The sequence below is a fragment of the Streptomyces sp. NPDC047017 genome (assembly GCF_040644175.1).
GTDB lineage: Bacteria > Actinomycetota > Actinomycetes > Streptomycetales > Streptomycetaceae > Streptomyces.
This window is the reverse complement of record NZ_JBEYVW010000008.1, coordinates 213760-237695: the sequence shown is the minus strand read 5'-3', so window position 1 is coordinate 237695 and position 23936 is coordinate 213760. Positions and strand designations below refer to the sequence as shown.

Annotated in this window: 18 protein-coding genes and 1 tRNA gene; 8 read left to right on the top strand and 11 right to left on the bottom strand. The window is 73.9% G+C overall.

Features of this window, described 5'->3' with window-relative positions:
* Positions 1-4 precede the first annotated feature (4 nt).
* From ABZ858_RS16390 to ABZ858_RS16375, 4 genes are all read right to left on the bottom strand, one after another.
* Positions 5-1294, bottom strand: coding sequence for a homoserine dehydrogenase (locus tag ABZ858_RS16390; protein WP_361378038.1), 1290 nt, complete (start codon positions 1292-1294; stop codon positions 5-7).
* A 171-nt stretch (positions 1295-1465) separates the two neighbouring features.
* Positions 1466-2857, bottom strand: coding sequence for a diaminopimelate decarboxylase (lysA, locus tag ABZ858_RS16385; protein ID WP_361377779.1), 1392 nt, complete (start codon positions 2855-2857; stop codon positions 1466-1468).
* A gap of 21 nt (positions 2858-2878) precedes the next feature.
* A complete protein-coding gene (gene nrtL, locus ABZ858_RS16380) occupies positions 2879-4018 on the bottom strand; it encodes an ArgS-related anticodon-binding protein NrtL (RefSeq protein ID WP_361377776.1) in 1140 nt (379 codons plus the stop codon).
* Between the two features lie 111 nt (positions 4019-4129).
* Positions 4130-4678 carry a response regulator gene (locus ABZ858_RS16375; RefSeq protein WP_361378035.1) on the bottom strand — a complete coding sequence of 183 codons (549 nt, stop codon included), beginning with the start codon at positions 4676-4678 and terminating at the stop codon, positions 4130-4132.
* Positions 4679-4817: 139 nt separating this feature from the next.
* Between ABZ858_RS16375 and ABZ858_RS16370 the strand changes: the two genes are divergently transcribed.
* A tRNA-Arg gene (locus ABZ858_RS16370) sits at positions 4818-4889 on the top strand.
* A gap of 122 nt (positions 4890-5011) precedes the next feature.
* On the opposite strand, the gene ABZ858_RS16365 is transcribed toward ABZ858_RS16370, so the two are convergent.
* The 4 genes from ABZ858_RS16365 to ABZ858_RS16350 form a co-directional block, all read right to left on the bottom strand.
* Positions 5012-5278 (bottom strand): hypothetical protein, encoded by a 267-nt coding sequence (locus tag ABZ858_RS16365; RefSeq protein WP_361377773.1) that lies wholly within the window; start codon positions 5276-5278, stop codon positions 5012-5014.
* 40 nt (positions 5279-5318) lie between these two features.
* Positions 5319-8186, bottom strand: a complete 2868-nt coding sequence (locus tag ABZ858_RS16360; protein WP_361377770.1) for an AAA family ATPase — start codon at positions 8184-8186, stop codon at positions 5319-5321.
* A 302-nt stretch (positions 8187-8488) separates the two neighbouring features.
* On the bottom strand, positions 8489-10687 hold the full coding sequence (locus ABZ858_RS16355; RefSeq protein WP_361377765.1) for a M4 family metallopeptidase: 2199 nt from the start codon (positions 10685-10687) through the stop codon (positions 8489-8491).
* Positions 10688-10872: 185 nt separating this feature from the next.
* Positions 10873-11946 carry a helix-turn-helix transcriptional regulator gene (locus ABZ858_RS16350; protein ID WP_361377762.1) on the bottom strand — a complete coding sequence of 358 codons (1074 nt, stop codon included), beginning with the start codon at positions 11944-11946 and terminating at the stop codon, positions 10873-10875.
* Positions 11947-12102: 156 nt separating this feature from the next.
* Here ABZ858_RS16350 and ABZ858_RS16345 point away from each other — a divergent pair, with 156 nt between their 5' ends.
* The gene (locus ABZ858_RS16345; RefSeq protein WP_361377759.1) at positions 12103-13539 is read left to right on the top strand and encodes an MFS transporter; all 1437 of its coding nucleotides are present in this window, start codon (positions 12103-12105) and stop codon (positions 13537-13539) included.
* A 515-nt stretch (positions 13540-14054) separates the two neighbouring features.
* Here the strand turns inward: ABZ858_RS16345 and ABZ858_RS16340 are convergent.
* A complete protein-coding gene (locus ABZ858_RS16340) occupies positions 14055-14786 on the bottom strand; it encodes a hypothetical protein (RefSeq protein ID WP_361377756.1) in 732 nt (243 codons plus the stop codon).
* Between the two features lie 309 nt (positions 14787-15095).
* Between ABZ858_RS16340 and ABZ858_RS16335 the strand changes: the two genes are divergently transcribed.
* Complete coding sequence (locus ABZ858_RS16335; protein WP_361377753.1) at positions 15096-16874, top strand: beta-ketoacyl-[acyl-carrier-protein] synthase family protein; 1779 nt, start codon at positions 15096-15098, stop codon at positions 16872-16874.
* Positions 16875-17302: 428 nt separating this feature from the next.
* Here the strand turns inward: ABZ858_RS16335 and ABZ858_RS16330 are convergent, their stop codons facing one another.
* Positions 17303-18361, bottom strand: coding sequence for a Ku protein (locus ABZ858_RS16330; RefSeq protein ID WP_361377750.1), 1059 nt, complete (start codon positions 18359-18361; stop codon positions 17303-17305).
* A gap of 84 nt (positions 18362-18445) precedes the next feature.
* On the opposite strand from ABZ858_RS16330, the gene ligD reads away from it, so the two are divergent.
* A complete protein-coding gene (gene ligD / locus ABZ858_RS16325; RefSeq protein WP_361377747.1) occupies positions 18446-19327 on the top strand; it encodes a non-homologous end-joining DNA ligase in 882 nt (293 codons plus the stop codon).
* A 72-nt stretch (positions 19328-19399) separates the two neighbouring features.
* On the opposite strand, the gene ABZ858_RS16320 is transcribed toward ligD, so the two are convergent.
* Positions 19400-20239 carry a nuclease-related domain-containing protein gene (locus tag ABZ858_RS16320; protein WP_361377744.1) on the bottom strand — a complete coding sequence of 280 codons (840 nt, stop codon included), beginning with the start codon at positions 20237-20239 and terminating at the stop codon, positions 19400-19402.
* A gap of 109 nt (positions 20240-20348) precedes the next feature.
* Between ABZ858_RS16320 and ABZ858_RS16315 the strand changes: the two genes are divergently transcribed.
* The 4 genes from ABZ858_RS16315 (at position 20349) to ABZ858_RS16300 (ending at position 23916) form a co-directional block, all read left to right on the top strand.
* Positions 20349-20864 (top strand): dual specificity protein phosphatase family protein, encoded by a 516-nt coding sequence (locus ABZ858_RS16315; RefSeq protein ID WP_361377741.1) that lies wholly within the window; start codon positions 20349-20351, stop codon positions 20862-20864.
* Between the two features lie 273 nt (positions 20865-21137).
* Positions 21138-21926, top strand: a complete 789-nt coding sequence (locus tag ABZ858_RS16310; RefSeq protein WP_361378032.1) for a hypothetical protein — start codon at positions 21138-21140, stop codon at positions 21924-21926.
* Entirely contained in the window at positions 21923-23293 is a 1371-nt protein-coding gene (locus ABZ858_RS16305) for a HAMP domain-containing sensor histidine kinase (RefSeq protein WP_361377738.1), read from the top strand. Before ABZ858_RS16310 ends, ABZ858_RS16305 begins: the two co-directional genes overlap by 4 nt.
* Before the next feature lie 152 nt (positions 23294-23445).
* Positions 23446-23916 (top strand): SH3 domain-containing protein, encoded by a 471-nt coding sequence (locus tag ABZ858_RS16300; RefSeq protein ID WP_361377735.1) that lies wholly within the window; start codon positions 23446-23448, stop codon positions 23914-23916.
* Positions 23917-23936: the final 20 nt, after the last annotated feature.

Sequence of the window (23936 nt, the reverse complement as noted above, 5' to 3'; positions counted from 1 at the left end):
CTGGTTACTCTCCTTCAACCCGCATGATGCTGGCGACACCCCGCACGGTGTCGAGGCTGCGCAGCGCCTCGACGGTCCCGGTGAGGGCGGCGTCGGACGCTCGGTGGGTGACGACGACGAGGGAGGCCTCGCCGTCCTTGCCCTGCTGTCGGACCGTGTCGATCGACACGCCGTGCTCGGCGAACACGGTGGCGACCTGGGCCAGGACGCCCGGTTTGTCGGCGACGTCCAGGCTGATGTGGTAACGCGTGACCACCTCGCCCATGGGCGAGACGGGCAGCGCCGCGTACGCCGACTCGCCGGGCCCGGTGGCCCCGCCCCGCAGGTTGCGGCACACGGCGACCAGATCGCCGAGGACCGCGGAGGCGGTGGGCGCGCCGCCCGCGCCGGGGCCGTAGAACATCAGCTGCCCGGCGGCCTCCGACTCGACGAAGACGGCGTTGTACGCGCCGCGCACCGAGGCGAGCGGATGGCTGAGCGGGATCATCGCGGGGTGCACGCGCGCGGTGACGGAGGCGCCGTCGGCGGCCCGCTCGCAGATGGCGAGCAGTTTGATGGTGCAGCCCATCTCCTTGGCGGAGGCGAAGTCGGCGGCGGTGACCTCGGTCATGCCCTCGCGGTAGACGTCGTCGAGGCGTACGCGCGTGTGGAAGGCGATCCCGGCGAGGATGGCGGCCTTGGCGGCGGCGTCGAAGCCCTCGACGTCGGCGGTCGGGTCGGCTTCCGCGTACCCGAGGGCGGTGGCCTCGTCCAGGGCCTCCTGGTAGCCGGCGCCGGTCGAGTCCATCTTGTCGAGGATGAAGTTGGTGGTGCCGTTGACGATGCCGAGGACGCGGTTGACCTTGTCGCCGGCGAGGGACTCGCGCAGCGGCCGGATCAGCGGGATCGCGCCGGCCACCGCGGCTTCGTAGTACAGGTCCCGGCCTTGCTGCTCGGCGGCGGCGTGCAGGGCGGCCCCGTCCTGGGCGAGCAGGGCCTTGTTCGCGGAGACGACCGAGGCGCCGTGCTCGAACGCGGTGGTGATGAGGGCGCGGGCCGGCTCGATACCGCCGATGACCTCGACGACCACGTCGATGTCGCCGCGTTTGACGAGGGCGGTGGCGTCGGTGGTGACGAGGGCCGGGTCGATGCCCTCGCGGACCTTGGCGGGCCGGCGGACGGCGACCCCGGCGAGTTCGACCGGGGCCCCGATGCGCGCGGCGAGGTCGTCGGCGTGCGTCGTCATGATGCGCGCCACCTCTGAGCCGACGACCCCACAGCCCAGCAGCGCCACCTTCAGCGGACGCGTACGCATCATCCGACCTCGTTTCCTCATACCGTCTACGGTGGGACCAGTCTCACTCACCGGACCGGAGTTTCTGCCCTTTGTCCGGATCGTGAGACGTTTATTTCATTTCCGCGGGCCCGGGACGCGGAGATCTTCCGGTCCCCCGGCGCACCTCCCCGCCCCGGTCACCCGGTGCCGTCACCCGACGTCGAGGCGGAGGAGGTCGTCCTCCGTCTCCCGGCGGACGATGACGCGCGCCTCACCGCCGGCGACGGCCACCACCGGCGGCCGCAGCGCGTGGTTGTAGTTGCTGGCCATGGACCGGCAGTACGCGCCCGTGGCGGGCACGGCGATCAGGTCGCCCGGGGCCAGGTCGGCCGGCAGGAACGCGTCCTTCACCACGATGTCGCCGCTCTCGCAGTGCTTGCCGACGACGCGGACGAGCATCGGCTCGGCGTCGGAGGTGCGGGAGACGAGGGCGACGGTGTACTCGGCGTCGTAGAGCGCGGTGCGGATGTTGTCGGACATGCCGCCGTCCACCGAGACGTACGTGCGCAGCCCCGCCAGCGGCTTGATGGTGCCGACCTCGTACAGCGTGAACGCGGTGGGGCCGACGACGGCGCGGCCCGGCTCGACGGAGATCCGGGGCGTACGCAGCCGGGCGGCCTCGCACTCGCGGACCACGATCTCGGTGAGCGCCTTGGCGATCTCGTGCGGCTCGCGCGGGTCGTCGTCGCTGGTGTAGGCGATGCCGAGGCCGCCGCCGAGGTCGATCTCGGGCAGCTCGACGCCGTGCTCGTCGCGGACGTCCTTGAGCAGTCCCACCACCCGGTGGGCGGCGACCTCGAAGCCGGACATGTCGAAGATCTGCGAGCCGATGTGGCTGTGGATGCCGACCAGTTCGAGACCGTCGAGCTGGAGCGCCCGCCGCACGGCCTCGGCGGCCTGCCCGCCGGCCAGCGGGATGCCGAACTTCTGGTCCTCGTGGGCCGTGGCGATGAACTCGTGCGTGTGCGCCTCGACGCCCACGGTGATACGGATCTGGACCCGCTGCCGCTTGCCGAGCGACTGCGCGATGTGCGCGACCCGGACGATCTCCTGGAACGAGTCGAGCACGATCCGCCCGACGCCCTCGCTGACGGCGCGCTCGATCTCCGCGACGGTCTTGTTGTTCCCGTGGAAGGCGATGCGGTCCGCCGGCATGCCCGCGGACAGGGCGGTGGCCAGCTCGGTCCCGGAGCACACGTCGAGATTGAGCCCCTCCTCGTCCAGCCACCGCACCACGGCCCGGGACAGGAACGCCTTCCCCGCGTAGAACACGTCGGCGTCCGGCCCGAAGGCGGTGCGCCAGGCGCGGGCGCGGGCCCGGAAGTCGGTCTCGTCCAGGATGTACGCGGGCGTGCCGAACTCCTCGGCGAGCCGGGTGACGGGGACCCCGCCGACGCTCACGGCCCCCTCCGGGCCGCGCTCCACCGTCTGCGCCCACACCTTGGGGTCGAGGGCGTTGAGGTCGGCGGGCGGGGCGGCGTAGTGGCCCTCGGGCAGGACGTCGGCGTGCCGGGGCCCGGCGGGATGTGCGGAACGGCTCATGGCTGGCTCTCGGTGACTCTCTCAGAGGTGGTCGGGTGCGTCGATGCCGAGCAGGGTCAGGCCGCCGGCCAGCACCGTCCCGGCGGCTTCGGCAAGAGCGAGCCGGGCACGGTGGGCGGCCGAGGGTTTCTCCTCCCCGGCCGGCAGCACACCGGGCAGCAGCGGCAGCAAGTGGTCGGCGACGGTGAGGAGGTGCCGGGCGAGCCGGTCGGGGGCACGGTCGGCGGCGGCGCGGGCGAGGATGCGGGGGTGGTCGGCGAGGGCGGTGAGGAGGGGGCGGACGGCGTCGGTGCCGGCACGGCCGGGCTGTCCGGGCCGGGGGGTGAAGCCGAGGTCGGCGGCGTTGCGGCGCAGCGCCCGGGTGCGGGCGTGGGCGTAACGCACCCGGAAGAGCGGGTTGCTCTCGCGCTGGGCGAGGTGCTCCGCCCCGAGGCGTACCCGGTCGCGGCCGGCGGGATACAGCAGCGCCCAGCGTCCGGCGTCCCGGCCGAGGGAGAGCAGACGGCCGGTGTCGGCAGGGGGGACGGGGAGGGGGCGGATGTGGAGGTCGAGGGGTGCCTTGCCCGGGGAGGTGCCGGCGGCGCTGACGGCACCGGCGGTGATGGTGTCGCCGTCGGCCCGGCACGCGTCGCCGTCGGTCCGGCACCCGAGGACGGCTTCCCACCGCGGCGGGAGCGGCCGGTCGACGCTGATGCCGCGGACCGACGCGCCCTGGGAACGCAGCAGCCGGGCGAGGGCGTCACCGACGACGAGGGCGCGGGGTTCGGCGGCGCAGCGCAGCCGGACGACCTGCCCGGCGGCCGAGTCCCCGTACCCGTAGCGCGTGCCGGTGCGCAGGATGTCGGCCACCAGCCGTTCGAAGCCCGCCCCGGCGTCGGCGCCGCCGAGGCTGATGTTGAGGAAGCCGGGCCCGGTGACGAAGGCGTCGTCGATCCCGTCGAGACCGAGGAGCTGTCCGCGCAGGACTTCGGCGACCCGCTGGGCGGGCTGTCCGGCGGGCCGGGCGAGTTGCAGGGCGACGTTGGTGGCGTAGTCACCGCGCCCACCGGGCCCCGGCGGCACGACCACCGCCCGCTCCGGGACCGGCACGCTCAGCTCCCCCGCGTCGACGGCGCGACGCACCGCGCACAGCACGGTACGGGACAGCTCGACGGGGGTCACGGGACAAGCGTAGGGGAGGAGGGGGGTGGGGAGGCGAGCTGATACGGGCGGGTATCGGGATGTGGACGGTACGTGACGCGGGTCACGTGCGTCGGGCGCATCCGGCGGGGATCAGCCCGTCCCGCGCCGGGCCCGCTCATTCCCTCCGGAACCGGCCCCACCGGAGTCACCGGCGCCGCCGTCCCCACTGGGTCCGGCCCCCTGCTCCCCGGCCGGCCCGGACTGCCGCCCCCTGCCCCGCCCCTGAACCAGCCGGAGCACCATGCGCACCAGCTCGTCCGGCTCGAACGGCTTGGCGAGGAAGGCGTCGACGCCGGCGTCGAGACCGGCCTCGACCTCTCCCCGGGAGCAGGCGCTGACGATGGCGAGGGGAAGGTCACGGGTCCGGGGATCGGCGCGGAGCCGCGCGGCGGTCGAGAGCCCGTCGAGCCGGGGCATCACGACATCGAGGGTGACGACATCCGGCCGGACCTGGTGCACGACGTCCAGGCACTCGGCACCATCGGCCGCGGTCACGACCTCAAGCCCCTCAAGCTCAAGATTGACCCTGATCAGCTGTCGGATGACCTTGTTGTCGTCCACAACAAGCACCCGCCCCGTAGCGCCTGGCACAACTCGAGAGTAGGTCCGCCCCCGCCACCGCGTCCGGGTTTTCCCCACTTCCGCCCCGTCCGGGGGACGCGGCCCCTCCGGGTGGACGGCACCACGCACCACGGCGCCCACGGAAAACGTTCATGACCACCCCACCGGAGCTGGTAGTGTTCTACCCGTCGCCGGGCGCGGACAACGCACCCGACCAGCCCCCGTAGCTCAGGGGATAGAGCAACGGCCTCCGGAGCCGTGTGCGCAGGTTCGAATCCTGCCGGGGGCACTCGCCGGTCAAAAGTTGAAGTAGTGACTTGGCCAGGGCGGATGCCGACAGAAGGAGTGGGACCCGATATCACCGGGTCCCGCTCCTTCTCGTATGAGAATTTTCTCCCGACTCCCACGGGGTCACGAGCCTTCGGTTCGGATGCGTCTCGCGATCTCGATGTCGTCCTTGAGCGCGCTCAGGCGGGGCGGGGTTCTGGAGTCGTCCAGTACGACGGCGTGCAGTCGGTCGCCGACCTCGGGGGGAGCCGTGTCGTCCCACCAAGAGGGATGCTTTCTGAGACCGATGAACCCCTCGGCGTCCCCCGTGTCCACCACCACACCGACCGGGCTGACCAGGGTGAGGGTGACGTCAAGCTCTTCGTGGTCCCGAACCGGCTTGTCGCCCACTCCCGCACTCTCCTTGACGGCGATCCCTGTCCTGGTGCCTCTACCCCACCATCCCCGTCACGATGATGCGAGTGATCTCCACCCGGGACTTCGCGCCGAGTTTGCGGTAGGTGCGGGTGAGGGCTGCTTCTACTGTTTTTACGCTCAGGGTGAGGGCCGTGGCTATTTCGCGGTTGGTGGCGCCCCGGGCGGCTCGGGTGGCTACGTCGCGTTCGGTGGGGGTGAGGTGTTGGGCCCAGGGGGCGGTTTCGGGGCGGGGGTGCTGGGTGTGGTCGCGTTCGGTGCGTACTGCTGTGGCCCAGGAGCGGGCGCCTGTCCTGGTGAAGAGGCGCAGGGCGTCGGCGTACGCGGCGCGGGAGGCCGGTTCGTCGGACAGGTGGCGGTGCAACCGTGCCAGTGCCACGGTGGTGTGGGCTTCCTCCAACGGGTAGCCGGTTGCGCGTAGTCGGGTCGCTGACCTCTCGTAGCCCCGTGCTGCCTGTGCGAGTTCGCCGCGGGCGGCGCTGAGCGTTGCTGCCGCTCGGTCCAGTGTGGCCAGGACGCCGGGGCGGCCCAGGTGTTCGGCCTGGTGGCGGGCGCGGGTGAGGACGGCTTCCGCCTCGTGGGTCGCGCCGGTGCGGGCGAGGGCCTCGGCGAGGTCGGCGTGCCAGCGGCGGGTGGCCGGGTCCCGCTGGCCCTGTGCGGTCTCCAGGCGTGCGGTGCGGGTGAGCAGTTCGGCGGCTCGTCCGTGGTCGCCGCTGAGCAGGGCGATGCGGCCTTCGGCGTGCAGCGCGCGGGGCAGGAAGAGCCGGTCGTCGTCGTCCTCGCTGTGCCGGCGGGCGGTCTCGGCCGCGGTGAGTGCCTGGTCGAGGTTGCCGCCCGCCGTCTCGGCGAGGGAGAGGGCGTACCAGGCGGGGCCCTCGCTCAGGCCCGCCTCCTCGACGATGCGCAGGGCCTGGCGGGCGAGGCTCAGGGCCGGCCGGCAGCGGCCGCGCGCGATCTCGACCTGGGCGAGGCCGATCAGGCACTGGCTGAGGCTGTCCGCCGAGCCGCGTTGGCGCAGAGTGTAGACGAGGGTGCGCAGTTCGGCCCGGGCCTCGTCCAGTTCGTCGCGTGCCAGGTGGAAGCGGTGCTTGAGGTAGAGGGGGCCGTTGTGGTGGGTCATGGCGTGTACGTCGTGGGGTGCGGCGAGGGCGGCGGTCAGGGTCGCCGCCGCCTGCGGCAGGCCCAGGAAGAGTTCCAGGGCGGCCTGCTGGGTCAGCGCCATGAGTTCGGTGCGCCGGTCGCCCGTACGGGCCGCGAGGACGGCGGCGCGGACGGCGTGGCCGTGGGCGCGGGACGCGGAGCCGCCCACCATCCACGCGCGCCAGCTCATCCGGTAGTGCAGCTGGGCCAGGAGGCCGGGGTCCTGGCCGGCGTCGTGCACCGCCTGGTCGAAGACGGCGGAGATCTCGGCCATCGCCTGGCCGCAGGAGTCGATGACCACGTTCCAGGCGCGTACCCGGTCGGCGGGCCGGTCGGCGTCGCCCAGTACCTCGTGGGCGAGTTGTCGCGCGAAGTCGAGGTCACCGGCCTCCAGGCCGTCCTCGGCCGCGGTGAGGCGGCGGTCGATGTCGATGTGCGTCTGGTCGGCCGGGGTGTGCTCGGCGGCCATGCGGCCCAGCCGGGCGGCGGTGCGAGGGGCGCCTCGGCGGCGGGCGGCGCGGGCGGCGTCGGCCAGGCGGGCCGCCACGGCCGGGTCCGGGCCGGCCGTGAGCCGGGCGATGTGGTGGGCGCGTTCGACCGGGTCGGGGGAGGCGTCGGCCAGTGCCCGGTGGGCGTCGGCCAGGAGGTCGTACGGGGTCTCCGTCCGCAGCACCGTGGGGGTCAGCGGGTCGAGGAATCTGATGGTGCCGTGGTCGGGGGCTTCGAGGATGCCGTGGCGTACACAGGTGTCGATGTCCGCGGCGGCACGGTGCCGGCCCGCGCGGCGCAGCAGTTCCACCGTGGGGCGGGCGGCGGCGCCCGCGGTGACCAGGGTGCGCCGGGCTTCCGGGGGCAGGGCGTCGATCCGGTCGAGGATGGGCCGGCGCAGGGAGTCGGGGACGGGCAGCGGTTCCGTGGCGGCGGGCAGGCCGGTGCCGTCGGTGCGGGCGCGCTCGTCGAGGGCGGAGCTGAGTTCCAGTGCCGTACGCGGGTTGCCGCCGCTCGCCTGGTGCAGGCGGGCGAGGAGCGGGCGTGGCCAGGTGGGCTGGTCGTGCGCCTCCAGGAGTTCCGCGACCTCGTGGGCGGTCATCGGCGGTACCGGCACCCTGCGGACCGGCGGCGGGCACAGGTCCGGGGCGCCGGCCGGTCCCGTGGCGTCCGTCCGCAGCGCCATCAGCATCACGGGGGCGGGGGTGGGGGCGGTTCGGCGGGCGAGGAAGGCGAGGAGGTCCGCTGTCGGCCGGTCCAGCCACTGGGCGTCGTCGATGACCAGCAGGAGGGGGGCGCTGTCGCTCAGCCGGGTGAGGACCTTGCGGACGGCGATCCGCAGGACCAACGCGTCGCGGCCGGTCGGCGGTTCGGGGCCGGCGGGCTGCGGGTCGCGCAGCAGGGCGGCTTCGAGTACGGCGCGTTCGTGGGCGGCCAGTGCGGTGAGGGTGTCGTCGCCGATCGTGGCCAGCAGGTCGATGAGGCCGAGGTAGGGGCTGTCCCGTTCGGACGGGGAGGGCGCGCAGCGCAGGACCCGGTGGCCGTGGGCGCCCAGTTCGGCCGCCAGGCGGGACAGGACCGTGGTTCTGCCGATGCCGGCCGGGCCGGTGAGGAGGACGCCGCCGCCCCGGCCGGTCAGGTGGGTCCGTACGGCGTCGTGGAGGGCGGCGCGGGCCACGGCGAGTGGTCGGGGGTGCGGCGCCGGGGCGTCCGTGGGGAGGACCGGGAGGGTCGGGAGGGTGGTCGGCTCGGTCATCGCAAGACCTTTCGGACGCCTTCGGACACCGCTTCGTCCACGGTCCATGGCACGGGTCCCGATCGTCGCGTGAACTGATCATGAACCTGCCATTACGGGGCTGCGGCGCCGAATGTAGGACCGTACGCGAGGAAAGGTCAAGACCAATGGGACGTCAGGGACCCAGACCCGGGAGGGACCGGGGCCGGGGCCGGGCGCTGTCCTCCGTTGCCGGGCGTGTGGACCGGGCCGCCGGTGGGAAACCGACGACCCGGACCCGCAAGTACCGCAAGTCCCGCGAATCCCGCGGAGTGTTGCCTGGTTCAGCAGGCGCCCTGGTCCGTCCACACCGCCCAGGAACCCGGTGCGCCCGGCTCGGCGCCGGTCGAGTACCACTGGGAGAGCCACTTGTGGCCGTTGTACGAGACCTTGTCACCGGGCGCGTAACCGGTGGTCGCGCTCCAGGCCGGCAGGTCGCCGCAGCCGCCCGGCGGGGTGCCGCCGCCGGTGACGGTCCAGGTGAAGGAGGCCGTGCCGGAGGCGTTGTCGGTGTTCTTCGCGGTGACGGTCACGGACGAGGTGCCCGCGGTGGTCGGCGTGCCCGTGACGCGGCCGGTGGCGGAGTCGATCGCCAGCCCGGCGGGCAGGCCGGTGGCGCTGTACGTGAGGGTCTTGCCGGCCGGGTCGCTCGCCTGGATCTGCAGCGAGACGGGGGTGCCGACCGTGCTGTTCTGGTTGCCCGGGCTGGTCACCGAGGGTGCGCCCGGCTGGCTGGTGCAGGTGCCGGGGACCGGGTCGGTGCCGGTGACGCTGATCGCCGCCCAGGCCGCGGCGACGGTGTCGTACTCGGCACAGTGCGCGCCGTACAGGTCGGCGGCGGCGCGCAGCGAGTCGGTGCGGGCCTGGTGGTAGTTCTCGCCGCTGTTGGCGTAGGAGGCCAGCGCCTTGTACCAGATCTTGGCGGCCTTGTCGTTGCCGATGCCGGTGACCGTGGAGTTGTCGCAGGTGGGGCTGTTGCCGTAGCCGTGGTCGCCGCTGCCGACGGCCAGCAGGAAGAACCAGTGGTTCAGCGGGCCCATCGAGTAGTGCGGGTCGAGGCTGCCGTTGCCGCTGTTCCAGCAGTTGGGCGAGTGGCCGTCGAGGGAGGGGTTGTACATGTAACGCAGGGGGCGGTTGTCGCCGTTGATGTTGATGAGTTCGCCCATGGTGTAATCCGGGGTGTCCACGGGGTTGTTGGCGTAGAACTCGACCATGGTGCCGAAGATGTCGCTGGTGCCCTCGTTCATGCCGCCGGTCTCGCCGGTCTCGTCCCAGCCGGTGAGGGCGCCGCTGACGCCGTGGCTCATCTCGTGCCCGGCGACGTCGAGTTCGACCAGCGGGCGGGCGTTGCCCTGGCCGTCGCCGTACGTCATCTGGGTGCCGTCCCAGAAGGCGTTGACGTACGCGTTGCCGTAGTGCGTCCGTGAGGGTACGCCCCGGCCGTCGCCGAAGATGCCGTTGCGGCCCTGGACGTTCTTGTAGTAGTCGAACGTCTTCGCCGCGCCGTAGTGCGCGTCGGCGCCGGCGGAGGCGGGGTCGCTGGTGGAGCCGTTGCCGAAGGTACCGCTGGAGCTGGTGAAGACGGTGCCGGTGCCGTTGGTGGCGTGGTTGAGGTTGGTCGTGTAGCCGTTGCCGTGCGCGGGGTCCTGCAACGTGTAGCCGCTGCCGGACTGGGTGACGTCGAGGGAGACACGGCCGCTGTAGATCGACTGGCCGGTGCCGGTGGCGGCGGGGGCGGCCGTGGTGGGGGCGGCCGGGCGGGTCGTGGGCGCGGGGGTGGCTGCCGGTGCCGGTGGTGGTGCCGGTGCCGGTGCCGCGAAGGTGTCGATCTCGTCGCTGGTCCGTACGACCTTGCCGGTACCGGCGTCCACCAGCACGTGCAGGCGGCTCGGGGTCTGGTCCGGGCGTACGCCGCTGACGACGGTCTCCCAGACCAGGGTGGCGCCGGTGCCCCGCAGCTGGACGGCGAGGTGCGGGGCGGAGACCGAGTCGGCGCGGCCGGTGAACGCGGCCCTGGACACGGCGGCGGCGCGGGCGGCGGCCAGCCGGGGCCGGGTGGAGACGGCCCCGGACGCCTGCGAGCCGGTGGCCAGCGAGTCGTACGAACCGTCCTTGCGCAGGCGCACGACGACATCGCCGCCGTAGGCCGGCAGCCCCTTGTACGTCCGGTCGAAGCGGACGGTGGCCGCACCGTCCCGGTCGACCACCAGATTGCGGACCGAGAACGCGTCGCCGTCGGCCTTGTGGGCGGCGGCCGGGTGGGCCGCCAGCGCCTTCTGCGCGTCGTCCACGACCCGGCTGCGGACGGCGGGCGCGGGGTCGGCGGTGTAGGGGGCCGCGGCGAAGGTGCCGGGACCGGCCGGCACGGGGTGCGCGTGCGGGTGCGGGGCCGGGGACGCCGTCGCGGCGGGCAGGGCGAGGGCGGACGCGGAGACGCAGGCCAGAGTGACCGTCAGGGCTCTCGCGGCTCTTCGTATGTGCATCGGGCGGGGGTTCCTTTCGCCTCATGCCGAAGGGGGCCCGCCGCCGGTTCGCAGGGCGGTGAGGGAGGCGGCGGGCACCCGCGGGTGTGTGCCGGCGCCGCACGTGGGCGGGCGGCGCCGACGCATGAGTGTGGGGAACCGGAGTGCACGGCTGCCAGGCAGTGGGCGAAGGGTGAGGGGTTTCCCTAGGGGCGGTGAACGGTCGCCGGCTGTTCCTTGGCGGGGATCGGAGTGCTGGTCGTCGGGGTGCTGGGGGTCGGGGGCGTGTGGGCGGAGAGGAGGCGGAGGGCCGCTTCCGAGGGGGTGGCGGGTTCTGCCGTGTACGTGATGAGGCGCCGGCCGGCGGTGCCGGGGAGGGAGAGGTTCTCGAAGCTGAGGACCAGGAGGCCGGCCTCTGGGTGGTTCAGCTGTCTCGTTCCGGCGGCGCAGGTGCGGACCGGGTGCCTGGCCCACAGTGCGGCGAACTCCGTTGAGCGTACGGCCAGTTCGCCGACCAGTTCCGCCAGGCGGCGGTCGTCGGGGTGGCGGCCCGCCACCAGGCGCAGGGAGGCCACGGACAGCTGGGCCTCCTCGGTGCGGCCGGCGACCGGGTAGAGCTGCCGGTAGCGGTCGTCCAGGAAGAGCATCCGGGTCAGGTTGGGGCGGTCGGCCGGGGTGGCGGGGCTGTCGTGGGGCAGGTGCGCGGCGAGCAGCGCGTGGCCCAGGCGATTCCAGGCCAGTACGTCGTTGCGCCGGTCCAGGACGAGGGCGGGGATGTCCGTCATGGCCGCGATCAACTGGCGGGTGGAGGCCGAGGCGTGCTCCGCGCGCGGCGGTGCCGGGCGGGCCGGCGTCGCGGGGCGGGCGAGGTTCTTGAGGTGGGCCGTCTCGTCCTCGGTGAGGCGCAGCGTGCGGGCGATGGCGTCCAGGACGGAGTCGGAGGGGCTGGTGGCGCGGCCCTGTTCCAGGCGCGTGTAGTGCGTGATGCTGACGCCGGCGAGGATGGCCAGCTCCTCGCGGCGCAGGCCCGCCACGCGCCGGCGGGAGGCGGGTGGGGTGATGCCGACGTCCTCGGGGCGCAGCGCGGCTCGGCGGGACCTGAGGAACGCCCCCAGTTCAGATCCCTTTGGCTGTTCGGAGCGTCCGGGCCGTTCGAGCCGTTCGGGCCGTTCGAGCCGTTCGGGCCGTTCGAGCCGTTCGGGCCGTTCGGGCCGTTCGGACTGGGCCTGTTCGCGCATCGGCGGGCTCCGGCTCTCGCGGTGGTGGTCGGCGCCGTCCATGATGCCCTCGCCTCGGCGCGGGCGGGGCCGGTGAGGGTGGTGCTGTCATGACCACCCTCGCGGTGACTGCCCAGGACGGGTGTCTGGCTGGGGGGCCGCGGGCGGACGAGTCTCCTTCTCCGTAAGCGTGTTCACGCAGAAGGGAAACGCATCGCCATGTCTGTCACGGATGCTCGGGGCGCCGGCGCGCTGCCCGCGCCGGCCGTCCTCACCCCCCGGCTGCGCCTCGTCCTCGTCGTGCTGCTCGCCGCCCAGTTCATGCTGGCCGTGGACTTCTCCATCCTCAACGTGGCGCTGCCGGTCATCGGCGCGGGGCTCGGTTTCCCGCTGGCGCGGTTGCAGTGGGTCGCCACCTCGTTCGCGCTGTGCGCGGCCGGGTTCACGCTGCTGTTCGGCCGGGTCGCCGATCTGTTCGGCCGGCGGCGGCTGTTCCTGGGCGGCCTGGTGGTGCTGGGCGTGGCCTCGCTGGTGGGCGGTCTGGCCCGGAACCCGGAGATGCTGCTCACGGCCCGGGTCTTCCAGGGGCTGGCCACGGCGGCGGTGACCCCGGCCGGGCTGTCGCTGCTGACCATCTCCTTCCCGGAGGGGCCGCTGCGGGAGAAGGCGCTCGGCCTCAACGGGGCGCTGATGTCGGCCGGGTTCACCGCCGGCGCGGTGCTCGGCGGGCTGCTGACCGATCTGCTGTCGTGGCGGTGGGCGTTCTTCGTCAACGTGCCCGTCGTCGTGGCCGTCCTGCTGGTCGCTCCGCGCGTCATCGCGGAGTCCCGGCCCGCCGGACGCACCCGGCTGGACGTGCCCGGCGCGGTCAGCGTCACGCTCGGGCTGCTGGCGCTCGTGTTCGGTCTCACCCGGGCCGGCGAGCGCGGCTGGGGCTCGGCGGCCGCGCTGGTGCCGATGGCGGCGGGCGCGGTGCTGCTGCTGGTGTTCCTCGCCGTCGAACGCCGGGTGCCCGCGCCGCTGGTCCCGCTCGGGGTGCTGCGCAAGCCGTCGGTGATCTGGGGCAACGCCGCCGGGCTGATCGCCTTCCTCACCGAGACGTCCCTGGTCTTCCTGATGACCCTCTACCTCCAGGAGGTGCCGCGCTTCTCGCCGCTGGCGGCCGGGCTGTCCTTCGGGGTGCTCGGCATCGGCACGGTGCTCGGCGGGTCGTACGCCCCGAAGGTCATCGGGGCGGTGGGCGCGCGGGCGGCGCTGATCGTCGGCGGGATGGCGCAGGCCGTGGCCACCGGGGCGCTGCTCGGGCTGGGCGAGGGTCGCGCGTGGCTGTGGCTGGTGCTGGTCGCCACCTTCGCGGGCGGGGTCGGGAACATGCTGGTCATCGTCGGTTTCATGGTCACCGCGACGTCCCGGCTGGCCGACCGTGAGCAGGGGCTCGCCACCGGTCTGGCCACCATGACGCAACAGGTCGGCATCACGCTGGGCACGCCGGTGATGAGCGCGGTCGCCACCGCGGCGATGACCGGGAGCGGTGCCGCGGCGGTGCTGGGCGGCATCAGGACGGCGGTCGCCGTGAACGCCGCGCTGGTGCTGCTCGGTGTCCTCCTCGCCGCCCTGTTCCTGCGCGGCGACCGCCGTGCGCCGCGCTCGGGGTGACGCGGCCGGTGCGGCGGACAAGTGCGGCGGACAGGTGCGGCGGACGTGGCGGGGCCCGGGAGACGTATCCAGCTCCCGGGCCCCTGGGGTGCCACCCTCTTGCGCACGCCGATGGCGTTTAAGGGGACGGATCGTGTTCAGGCCGCCATATTCTTCCTTTGAACTACCGCACCAGGGAGAAGTGCAGGCGAGATTCGAACTCGCATCCGGCGGCGGTCGTCCGTACCCGGTCGCACCGGCGATCGATGGCGAATGCTGAAGCTGGAGCGAGAGTCTGAGTCTGATCACGGTCACGGTCACCGGTCGTTGCCGGGCGCCGTGGCCGCGTGCTTCAGGCTGAACCTCAGTTTCAGCTTGCGCTCCTGGCGCGTACCGGTCCTCGATCCGGTCCACGTCTGTCGCGCACCCCCGCGCTCGCACGCGGGGGCGATCATGGATTGACCGCCGTGCAGGTCGGCCGTCATACAGCTCGGCCGCCGTATGGGCCGGCAGTCGTACAGGTCGGCCGCCGTCTGTCAGGCGAACAGGTAGCCGAACACCGCGTCCCCCACCCGCCGGTCGGCGACCTCCGTGCCGTTGGCCTCCTCGCGGGCGAACTTCACCGCCTGCTGGAGCTTCTCGACCCGGTCAAGCAGCTCGTTCACCCGGCGCGCGGGCAGCGCGCCGGAGAACTTCACCGTGGTCCAGTAACCGATCGGCACGTCCTCGTAGTACACCTCGACCTGGGCGGGGTGCTTGTCCGTCGCCTCGGCCTTGACGTGGTTGCGCGGCACCTTCTTCGTACGGATGGTGCGGACCGGGTCCGTCTTCCACCAGTCGGTGGACGGGTCGAGCGACCAGGACTCGGCGGCGTCCAGGACCGGGAGCTTCTTGACGAAGGCGTGCAGTTCGGCGAGCTGCTTCTCCAGGAAGAGCAGGTAGCCGACGGGGACTTCGGCCAGGATCGTCCGGCCGTCCACCGTGACGTCCGCGCGGGCCGCGCAGTTCGCCCAGTCCTTCGTCGCGGTCACGTCGAACAGCCGGGTCAGCGAGGCGGACGTCTCGCGCAGGATCTCCTCGGCCTTGACCTGCACCCGGGACGACTCGGGCGGCAGCTGCTCGCCCTCCTCGTCCTTGGGCTGGTACGTCCGCGAGATGCCGGCGAGCAGCGCGGGCTTCTGCACCTTCTGGTGCGCCGCCGCGCCGTCCTGGAGCGCTTTGCTCTTCACGCCCTTCTCGACCGCGATGATCTGATTGAGCTTGGTCACGGTTCCCCCCTTCGAGCAACATCAACGTAGCCCGCCGGGGAGACGGCCCTCATCTGATTTTTCCGGCTCCGGCACGCTCGACCGTGCTCGGCCGCGCCGCCGCCCCACCTGACGTGCACGCGCGTGAGCCGGCCCACATCCCCGCCGCGGCAGCCGGTCAAGTCATGGGCTGTTCACCGCAATTGCGGGTATTCGTACAGGCGTCCTGTTTGGGACCCACGTCTATTTCCGTAGTTTTTCGGCTGTTTGTCCTTTTCACTCAGGATGGTCCGCCGAACGACACCCCGGGTCACAGGAAGCAGTACGAATATGTCCAATTCGCCCGAGATACCAGAAACCCCCCTCACTCCGCACGCAGTTACCGCCGCCGAAGTCGTCCCCGGCGATCTGGTCGCCCTCTCCCGGGACGAGGCCGAACGCCGGCAGTGGTGTGTCGCGATGCACACGCTGCCCGAGTCGCCGGAGACGATCCGGGTCACCCTGCGGCCGCCGCTCGGCGGTCCGGACCGGGAAGCGGTCCTGACGCGGGGGCAGGAGGTGGTCGTCGCCGGGCGGCGGGTCGATGTGACGGCGGTGCCGGCCGTGTCCTCGCCCCGGCTGGACGCGGTCGAGTTCCGGGACGGCGACAGCGTCACCCGGCTGCGGGCCGTCGATCCGGACGGCGTCGAGGTGACGTACCGGCGCCGGTGGGGCGTGTGGCACCGGGACCTGGACACCAGGACCGCGCAGACGGTGACCGACGACACCGTACGGGGCTGGGCCGCCGACGCCGACCGGGCCGGGTATGTCGTACGCCACCACGGGCGGCCGGCACGCGAGCCCTCGGGGGCCGGGCCGCGGCGGGTCGTGGTGACCGGCCTGGGGGCCATGACGCCGCTGGGCGCCGGGGTGGACGAGCTGTGGCAGGGACTGCTCGCCGGACGGCACGGGATACGGAAGCTGACGGGCGAGGAGTTCGCGGAGCTGCCGGTGCGCACCGCGGGTGTCGTGCCCGTGGACCCGGCCGCGCTGCTGCCCCGGGCCGCCGCCCGGCGGATGAACCGGGCGGCGCAGTTCGCGGTGCTCGCGGCCCGCGAGGCGTGGGGCGACGCCGGGTTCGCCGAGGGCGGGACGCGGGAGAGCGGGCTCGATCCGGAGCGGGTCGGGGTCAGCCTCGGGGCGATCCTCGGGGACGCCTCGGTCCTCGTCGGCGGCGACCGCAAGCTGCGGGAGAAGGGGCCGCGGGCCGTGTCCCCGCTCACCACCCCCATGACCGTGCCCTCGCAGGCCGCCTCACAGGTCTCGCTCGACCTGCACATCACCGGCGAGGCGCGGACCGTGACCAGCGCGTGCGCCTCCGGCACCGAGGCGATCGGCGAGGCCGTCGACCGCATACGGTACGGCCGGGTGGACGTCGCCCTCGCGGGTGGCGCCGAGGCGGTCGTCACGCCGGCGATCATGGCCTCCTTCGCGGCCATGCGGGCCCTGTCCGACCTGGACCTGGCGGACGGCGTCTCGCCCTCGCGGCCCTTCGCCGCCGACCGCGCCGGGTTCGTCAACGGGGAGGGCGCCGGGATTCTCGTACTGGAGGCGGAGGAGCACGCCCGGGCCCGCGGCGCGCGGATCTACTGCGAGGCCGCCGGGTGGGGGCTGTCCGCCGACGCCCACCACATGGCCGCGCCGGACCCCTCCGGCAGCGGGGTCGCGCTCGCGCTGCGGCGGGCCGTCCGGGACGCCGGCGGGTACGTCGTCGACGTCGTCCACGTGAACGCGCACGCCACCGCCACCACGGAGGGCGACCTGGCCGAGGCCGGGGCGCTGCGCGCGGTGCTCGGCGAGGGCGGCGGTGTCCCCGTCACCGCGCTCAAGGGACACCTCGGGCACCTCCAGGGCGCCGCCGGCGGCGTCGAGGCCGTCGCCGCCGCGCTCACCCTCCACCACGGGCTCGTACCGCCGACCGTCGGCTGCGCCCAGGTCGACGAGGAGATCGCCCTCGACGTGGTCACGAACGCACCGCGCGCCCTGCCGCAGAACGGCGACCTCGTGCTCAGCAACTCGTTCGGCTTCGGCGGCCACAACGCGGTGCTGGCGCTGCGACGGGTGCGGTAGGGGGCGGAGCACCAGGCGCGGGGCGCCGCTGCCCACCGGGTGCGGCGGCCCGCCCGCGCCGTCCGGCCGAGTGGCGGACCGCAACGCTGGGCGCGGTCGCCGGGCGGACACGGGTCCGCACACTGGGCGGGACACCGGACCGCGCGCCAGGCCAAGTGGCTCGGGTCGAGCGCCGGACCGCACGCTGAGCCGCGCCGCCCGGCCGAGTGACGGACCGCGCGCTCAAGCGCGGGGTCGGTGGTGTGGCAAGCCGCGCGCCGCGCGGGGTACCGCCCCGTACGCCAGGTGTGCCGGATCGCGCGCAGGACGGGGCGCCGGCCCGGAGGCCCGGCCGAGTGGCGGACCGCAACGCTGAGCCGTGCCGCCAAGCCGAGTGGCGGGCCCCGGCCCCCGCCCCGCCCCGCGCCCCCCGCCCCGCGCCCCGCGTGCTAGGCCGTGCGCTTGCCGGACGTCGTCTTCTTCGCCGTGGCTTTCTTCGTGGCCGCCTTGCCGGTCGTCGTGGTCTTCTTCGACTGGGTCGACTTGGTCGTCGAGGCCGGCTTCTTGGGGGTGGAGGTGGTCTTCTTCGCCGAGGAGGCGGTCTTCTTGGCGGTGGCCTTCTTGGCCGGTTCCTTCTGGGCGGCGGTCGTGGTCTTGCGGCGCGGGAGGTGTCTGACCTCGGCCTCCTCGCCGTCCGCCGCCTCGGCGGCCTCCGCCCCGCCCTCCTCCTCGCCCCGGGACCGCTTGGCCGCCTTCACGCTGTTCTCCAGGGCCGCCATCAGGTCGAGGACCTTGCCGCCGGGGGCCGGCTCCGGAGTCTCGGGAGGTGCCTCGCCGGCCGACTTGGCCGCGATGACCTCCTCCAGGGCCTCCCGGTACTCGTCGTGCAGGTCCGCCAGGTCCACCTCGCCGAGGGTGTCCATCAGGGCGTCGGCGAGGTCCAGCTCCTTGTCACGGACCGTGACGTCCTCCTCCGGGGCCACGCCCTGCGGCGCGCGGATCTCGTCCGGCCAGAGCAGGCCGTGCATGGCGATGACGTCGTCCACCACCCGGAGCATGCCCAGGCGCTCGCGGCCGCGCAGGGCGAACTTGGCGATCGCCACCCGGTTGCTGCGCTTGAGCGCCTCGCGCAGCAGCGTGTACGGCTTGGCGGCCGGGGCGCCGCTCGCGGCCAGGTAGTACGCGTGCTCCATCTGGAGGGGGTCGATCCGGTCGGCCGGCACGAAGGCCACGATGTCGATCGTCCGCGCGGTCGGCAGCGGCAGGTGGGCCAGGTCCTCGTCGGTGATCGGCACGATGGTGCCGTCCGCCTCCTCGTACCCCTTGCCGATCTCCCCCGCCGTGACCTCGTGCTCGTCCAGCTCGCACACCTTGCGGTAGCGGATGCGGCCGCCGTCCTCGGTGTGGATCTGGCGGAAGGAGATGGAGTGGCTCTCGGTGGCGTTCACCAGCTTGATCGGGATGCTGACCAGGCCGAACGAGATGGCGCCGTTCCAGATGGATCGCACGTGCAGCACCTTCCGGGGTCGTTCGGGCGGGGGCGTTCGATGTGCTTGCCGTGTGCGGTGCGGTTTGCGTGGTTTTCTTATCGTATGGCGCCGATCACAGAGGTGGAGGGGCGACGGCTCGCGCTCAGCAACCTGGACAAGGTGCTCTATCCCGCGACCGGGTTCACCAAGGGCGAGGTGCTGCACTACTACGCGACCGTCGCCGGCGTCCTGCTCCCCCATCTGCGGGACCGGCCGCTGTCCTTCCTGCGCTATCCGGACGGCCCGGACGGGCAGGTCTTCTTCACCAAGAACGTGCCGCCGGGTACACCCGAGTGGGTGGTGACGGGCGAGGTGCCCCGGTCGGCCGGGCCCGCCCGGATGGTGCTGGTGCAGGACCTGCCGAGCCTGATGTGGGCGGCCAACCTGGTGACCGAGTTCCATACGCCGCAGTGGCCGGCCGGGGCGCCCGGCGAGGCCGACCGGATCGTCTTCGACCTCGATCCCGGGGCGCCGGCGACCGTCGCGGACTGCTGCCGGGTGGCGCTGTGGCTGCGGGACCGGCTGGCCGCGGACGGGATCGCGGCGTACGCCAAGACCTCCGGCTCCAAGGGGCTGCACCTGCTGGCGGCGGTACGGGACGCGACCGGCGAGCAGACCTCCGCGTACGCGAAGGCGCTGGCCGTGGAGGCGGAGCAGGCCGTGCCGGGGCTGGCGCTGCACCGGATGACGCGGAGTCTGCGCCCGGGGAAGGTGTTCGTCGACTGGAGCCAGAACGCGGCGCGGAAGACGACCGCCGCGCCCTACACCCTGCGGGCGCGCCAGGAGCCGACCGTGTCGACGCCGGTGACCTGGGAGGAGGTGGCGCGGGGCGCGGAGGGAGAGCGGCTGGAGTTCCGCGCGCCGGACATCACCGCCCGGGTACGGGACCTCGGCGACCTGCTGGCCCCGCTGCTCGACACGGAACGGGCGCACGAACTGCCGTGACCACGGCCCGCCCCCACCCCTGACAGGCCCCCTCCCCTGGCATGCCCCCACCCCTGGCAGGGGCCTCACCCGTCACACCCACCCCCAGGTCCGCCGGTCCCGTGCCATCGCGTGCAACGCCTCCACGTCCGCCGGTTTCAGGACGCCGCCCAGGCGGGCCAGGGACTCCAGGTCCGTGTCCCGGAGGATGCGCAGGCCCCGCGGCGGAGCCGTCACGCGCAGGTCGGCCGGGCCGGTGAGGGCGAGGAGCGGACGGACCTCGGCGGTGAGGGCGTGCGAGGCGCGGTCGGCGGCGGCGCGGGCCCGGCGCAGCAGGGGCTCGGACTCGTGGCGGCCCAGCGTGATCATCGGGTCGTCGACGCGGACGCGCAGCCGGCGGGCGTACACGGCGTGCACGGCGAACAGGCCGCCGGGGCCGATGGCCAGGTGGTGGATGCGGTCGCCGCCGGGCAGCGGCACGGAGTGCAGGGTGCGCCAGCCGACGCCCTCCAGCCGGTCGAGCGCGCCGCCGGCGGTGCGCTCGGCGGCGAGCGCCCGGCGGCGCGGGTCGGGGCGCAGGCGGTGGGCGGGGGCCGGGTGGCGGTCGAGGGCGATCAGCAGCGCCTCGCCGGGGCGGTTCGGCGCGAGGTCGTCGTCGGGGTGGAGGCTGAGCCGGGCGAGTTCGGCGGGGGTGGGGACGGGCGGCGGGCCCACCGCGACCGGGCCGGCGAGGAAGGGGTGCAGGGCGCGCAGGACGTTCTCCCGCTCGCTCTCGCTGAGGAGGTGGACGCGGGCGGCTTCCCGGTCGTACCAGGCGATGCTCTGCCCGTCGCGCCGGCAGACGTGGAGCCGTTCGTGCCCGGGGTGCCCGCCCGGTATGACGCGCAGGCTGTCCGGCCCGGGGGGTCCGGACGGTCGACGTGGTCCGCTCATGCACCATCACCCCTGTGACCATGGGAACAGCAGGGGTGCTCCCGGGGCAAGAACACGGATACCTTTGGGGGGCGGTGTGGCGGCTGGCAGGGCGGCTGGGGAGGCATCGGTGCGGACCGGCAGGAAGCGACCCGACGTACCGGCTCCGGAGAGCCCGTGGAGCGAGATCGTGCCCGGCCTGTGGATGGGCGGGCACGAGTTCCGGACGCGCTCGGGCCGGGTGGAGTCCGTCGTCGTGCACGACGAGTTCGATCTGGTGCAGACGCTGCTCAGGCTGCCGGATTTCGGTCCCGGTCCCGGGGTGGCGCATCAGGTGTGGCCGATCCCGGACGGGCCCCTGGACGGCACCCAGCTGGCCGGTGTGATGCGGCTGGCGCAGGCCGCGGGCGACGCGCTGGACGCGGGGCGGCGGGTCCTGGTGCGCTGCTGGTCCGGGTACAACCGCTCGGGGCTGGTGGTCGCGCACGCGCTGGTGCGGCGGGGCCGCTCGGCCGACGAGGCGATCCGGCTGATCCGCGCCCGGCGCTCCCCGTGGGCGCTGCACAACGAGCTGTTCGTGGAGTACCTGCGGGCGGGGCTGGCGACGGCGCGGCTGCTGGAGGAGCTGGGGGAACCGGCCGAATGAGCGTCTCACCTTCGGTGCGTACGCTCTGCGGCGGACCGCCGCCCGGCCCGCGGGCTTCCCGGACGAGAACGAGCACGCGTGAGCAAAAGGTACTTCCATACACATAAGGACTTCCTCGCGTATACGGATTTCCGTGTGCGTGAGGACTTCCGCAGGCATGAGGACTTCCCTACGGGCAACGGCTTCCGTACGGGCGAGGACTTCCGTACGCGCGGGGTGTACGCGGTCCTGAGCCGTCGTCGCCCCGCGCCGCCCCCGAACCTCCGGAGAGCAGTGTTCCGCAGCCGTCCCCTCCGCGTCGTCGCCGTCGTCGCCCTGGTGCTGGGCGCGGCGGCGGGCTGTGGTGACGCGGGCGGGCTGCGGGCCGCCGGGACCACGCCGACGGCGGTCAGCCCGGCCCGGCTGTGGCCCTCGCTGCGGCCGGCGGCGAGCCCCGCGTGGCCCTACGACGAGGTGCAGATCGCGACGGTGAAGGGGATCACCGCGCCCGGCGACGACATCCGCGAGGTCGATCCGGTGGCCGTCGTACGGGCCGAGATCGCCGCGCACCCGAGCGACTACAAGGGTGCCAAGGCGCCCTACCGCGACACGGCCGCCGCGCTGGCGAAGTGCGGCCAGGGGCCGGGCCGGGGCGCCTGTCCGGTGCTGCGGCCGTACTACCGCGACCTGACCGGCGACGGGCGCGACGACATGACGCTGGGGTTCCGGCTGCCCCCCACCAACCAGACGGCCGTCCGCGTCTACACCTTCGAGGGGCACCGGCTCGTGCAGGTGTTCGCCAACGACGACGCGGTGACCGGGGTGGAGCTGGCCGGGCGGACGGTGATCATCCGCTCGCCCGCGGGGATCGCCGGGTACGAGTACCGCACCACCTGGTCGTGGGACCCGGAGCAGCGGGCGATGGTCTTCTCCCGCGACGAGTTCCTGCGCATCGGCCCGCATCTGCCCACCCGGCCCCGCACCCGCGCCCCGGCGGCCACCGCCTCGCCCTCGCCGGGGCCCCGGCGATCGCCCACGCCGTCCTCGGCGCCCGGCGCCTCCCCCTCGGCGAGCGGGCGATGAGGGTCGCGCTGCCCCGGTGGACGGGGACGCTGGCGATGAAGGCGGCCGCCTTCATCACGGTGATGTGCTGCGCGCTGGCCGCGCTGCTCGGCGTCCTGGTGCACGTCTCGGTGACCGACCAGACCGTGGGCCAGGCGCGGGCGCTGGCGCTGTCCCGGCTGAAGGACGCGACCAGCGCGTTCGAGGCGGGCGACACGCTGCTGCCCGGCGCGGGCGTCGATCCGCCGGGGCTGCCCCGCTCGCTGCGGCGGCTGGCGGCGGCCGGGCAGCGCGGCACGGTCGTCGCCCGCCACCACGGGCGGCCCACCATGTGGGCGGCCGGCCCCGCCGACCGCGGACGGGCGCTCGCCGTGGAGGTGGACTACTCGCAGCAGGCGAGCACCATCGCGGGCCTGGACAACTCGATCCTGTGGTCCTCGGGTCTCGCGATCGGGGCGACGCTGCTGGTGGGCGCGTTCGCGGTGACCCGGGTGACCCGGCGGCTGCACGCCACCGCGCTGGTCGCGCGCCGGATCACCGGCGGCGACCTGGACGCCCGCGTCGACGATCCGCTGACCCGCGACCGCACCCGCCCGCAGGACGAGGTGGCCGCGGTCGCCGCCGCCCTGGACTCCATGGCGGCCTCGCTGCAGGGCAAGCTGCTGGCCGAGCAGCGGTTCACCGCGGACGTGGCGCACGAGCTGCGCACTCCGCTGACCGGGCTGCACGCGGCGGCCGAGCTGCTGCCGCCGGGCCGCCCGACGGAGCTGGTGCGCGACCGGGTGGCCGCGCTGCGCACGCTCACCGAGGACCTGCTGGAGATCTCCCGGCTGGACACCGGTCGGGAGCGGCCCGCCCTGGACGCCGAGCACGTGAGCGCGATGACGCGGCGGGCGGTGCGGGCGGCCGGGGCCGCGACCGGCACCGACGCCGAGGTCAGGGTCGTACGGGACGTGTACGTGGAGACGGACCGGCGGCGGCTGGAGCGGGTGCTGGCCAATCTGGTGGCCAACGCGCACAAGCACGGGCGCCCGCCGGTGGTGCTGACCGTGGACGGGCCGGTGGTGAGCGTGCGCGACCACGGCGACGGCTTCCCGGCGTACCTGCTGGAGCACGGGCCGCAGCGCTTCCGCACGGAGGGCGGCGCCACCGGGCACGGGCTCGGGCTGACCATCGCGCGGGGCCAGGCGGAGGTACTGGGCGCCCGGCTGGACTTCGCCAACGCGCCGGACGGCGGGGCGGTCGCGACCCTGACACTGCCTCAGCGCCTGCCGGACGCGGCGGGGCGGCGGCCGGACGCGCCCGGCTCCGACACCGGCTCTGGCACGGGCACCGACACCGACAGCGGTACCAGTACCGGTACCGCCCCCGATACCGGCCCCTCCTGATACGGCCTCAGGCCGCGGCGGACGCCCTGCCGGCTCCGATGGCTCAGTGCGGCGCGCGCCCGGGAGGCGCCGATCCTAATGTGGCGGATAGTCAGTTATGTCCGCCACCGCGGATGCCGTCATCCTCGTCGCCTCATCAGGTGGAGGTTCCCATGCCCCTGCGCTCCCCTCTCCCCCGGCTGGCCCTGACCGCCGCCGCCGGGACCCTGCTGGCCACGGCCGCGATCGCGCCCGCCGTCGCCGCCGACGGCCGGGGCGCCACCCCCGCACCCACCCCGACCACCACCGCGCAGCCCCCCACGACCACCGCGCAGACACCCGCCCCCGGCACCACTGCCGCCCCTCAGACTTCCGCCACCAGCACCCCCGCCCCCGACGAGAGCACCCGCTTCTACCGCGGCCGTGTCACCGCCCGCGGCGGGCTCGCCCTGCGCCCGCGGCCCGACCGCGGCAGCCGGGTGCTGCGGGTGGCCCGGCAGGGCGAGGTCGTCTGGATCTACTGCAAGACGAACGGCGGGGAGGTGCAGGGCAACCACCTGTGGTACCTCCTCGCGGACGGCACCTGGGCGTGGGGCTCGGCCCGCTACATCGACACCATCGGGCCCTCGCCACGCTGGTGCTGACCTCCAAGGGGGTCGATAAG

What these genes read in the sequence shown, in the direction of transcription:
- ABZ858_RS16390 (WP_361378038.1), bottom strand. Translation starts at nt 1,294, where the DNA reads ATGCGTACGCGTCCGCTGAAGGTGGCGCTGCTGGGCTGTGGGGTCGTC.
- lysA (WP_361377779.1), bottom strand. Translation starts at nt 2,857, where the DNA reads ATGAGCCGTTCCGCACATCCCGCCGGGCCCCGGCACGCCGACGTCCTG.
- ABZ858_RS16360 (WP_361377770.1), bottom strand. Translation starts at nt 8,186, where the DNA reads ATGACCGAGCCGACCACCCTCCCGACCCTCCCGGTCCTCCCCACGGAC.
- ABZ858_RS16355 (WP_361377765.1), bottom strand. Translation starts at nt 10,687, where the DNA reads ATGCACATACGAAGAGCCGCGAGAGCCCTGACGGTCACTCTGGCCTGC.
- ABZ858_RS16350 (WP_361377762.1), bottom strand. Translation starts at nt 11,946, where the DNA reads ATGGACGGCGCCGACCACCACCGCGAGAGCCGGAGCCCGCCGATGCGC.
- ABZ858_RS16345 (WP_361377759.1), top strand. Translation starts at nt 12,103, where the DNA reads ATGTCTGTCACGGATGCTCGGGGCGCCGGCGCGCTGCCCGCGCCGGCC.
- ABZ858_RS16335 (WP_361377753.1), top strand. Translation starts at nt 15,096, where the DNA reads ATGTCCAATTCGCCCGAGATACCAGAAACCCCCCTCACTCCGCACGCA.
- ligD (WP_361377747.1), top strand. Translation starts at nt 18,446, where the DNA reads ATGGCGCCGATCACAGAGGTGGAGGGGCGACGGCTCGCGCTCAGCAAC.
- ABZ858_RS16320 (WP_361377744.1), bottom strand. Translation starts at nt 20,239, where the DNA reads ATGAGCGGACCACGTCGACCGTCCGGACCCCCCGGGCCGGACAGCCTG.
- ABZ858_RS16305 (WP_361377738.1), top strand. Translation starts at nt 21,923, where the DNA reads ATGAGGGTCGCGCTGCCCCGGTGGACGGGGACGCTGGCGATGAAGGCG.
- ABZ858_RS16300 (WP_361377735.1), top strand. Translation starts at nt 23,446, where the DNA reads ATGCCCCTGCGCTCCCCTCTCCCCCGGCTGGCCCTGACCGCCGCCGCC.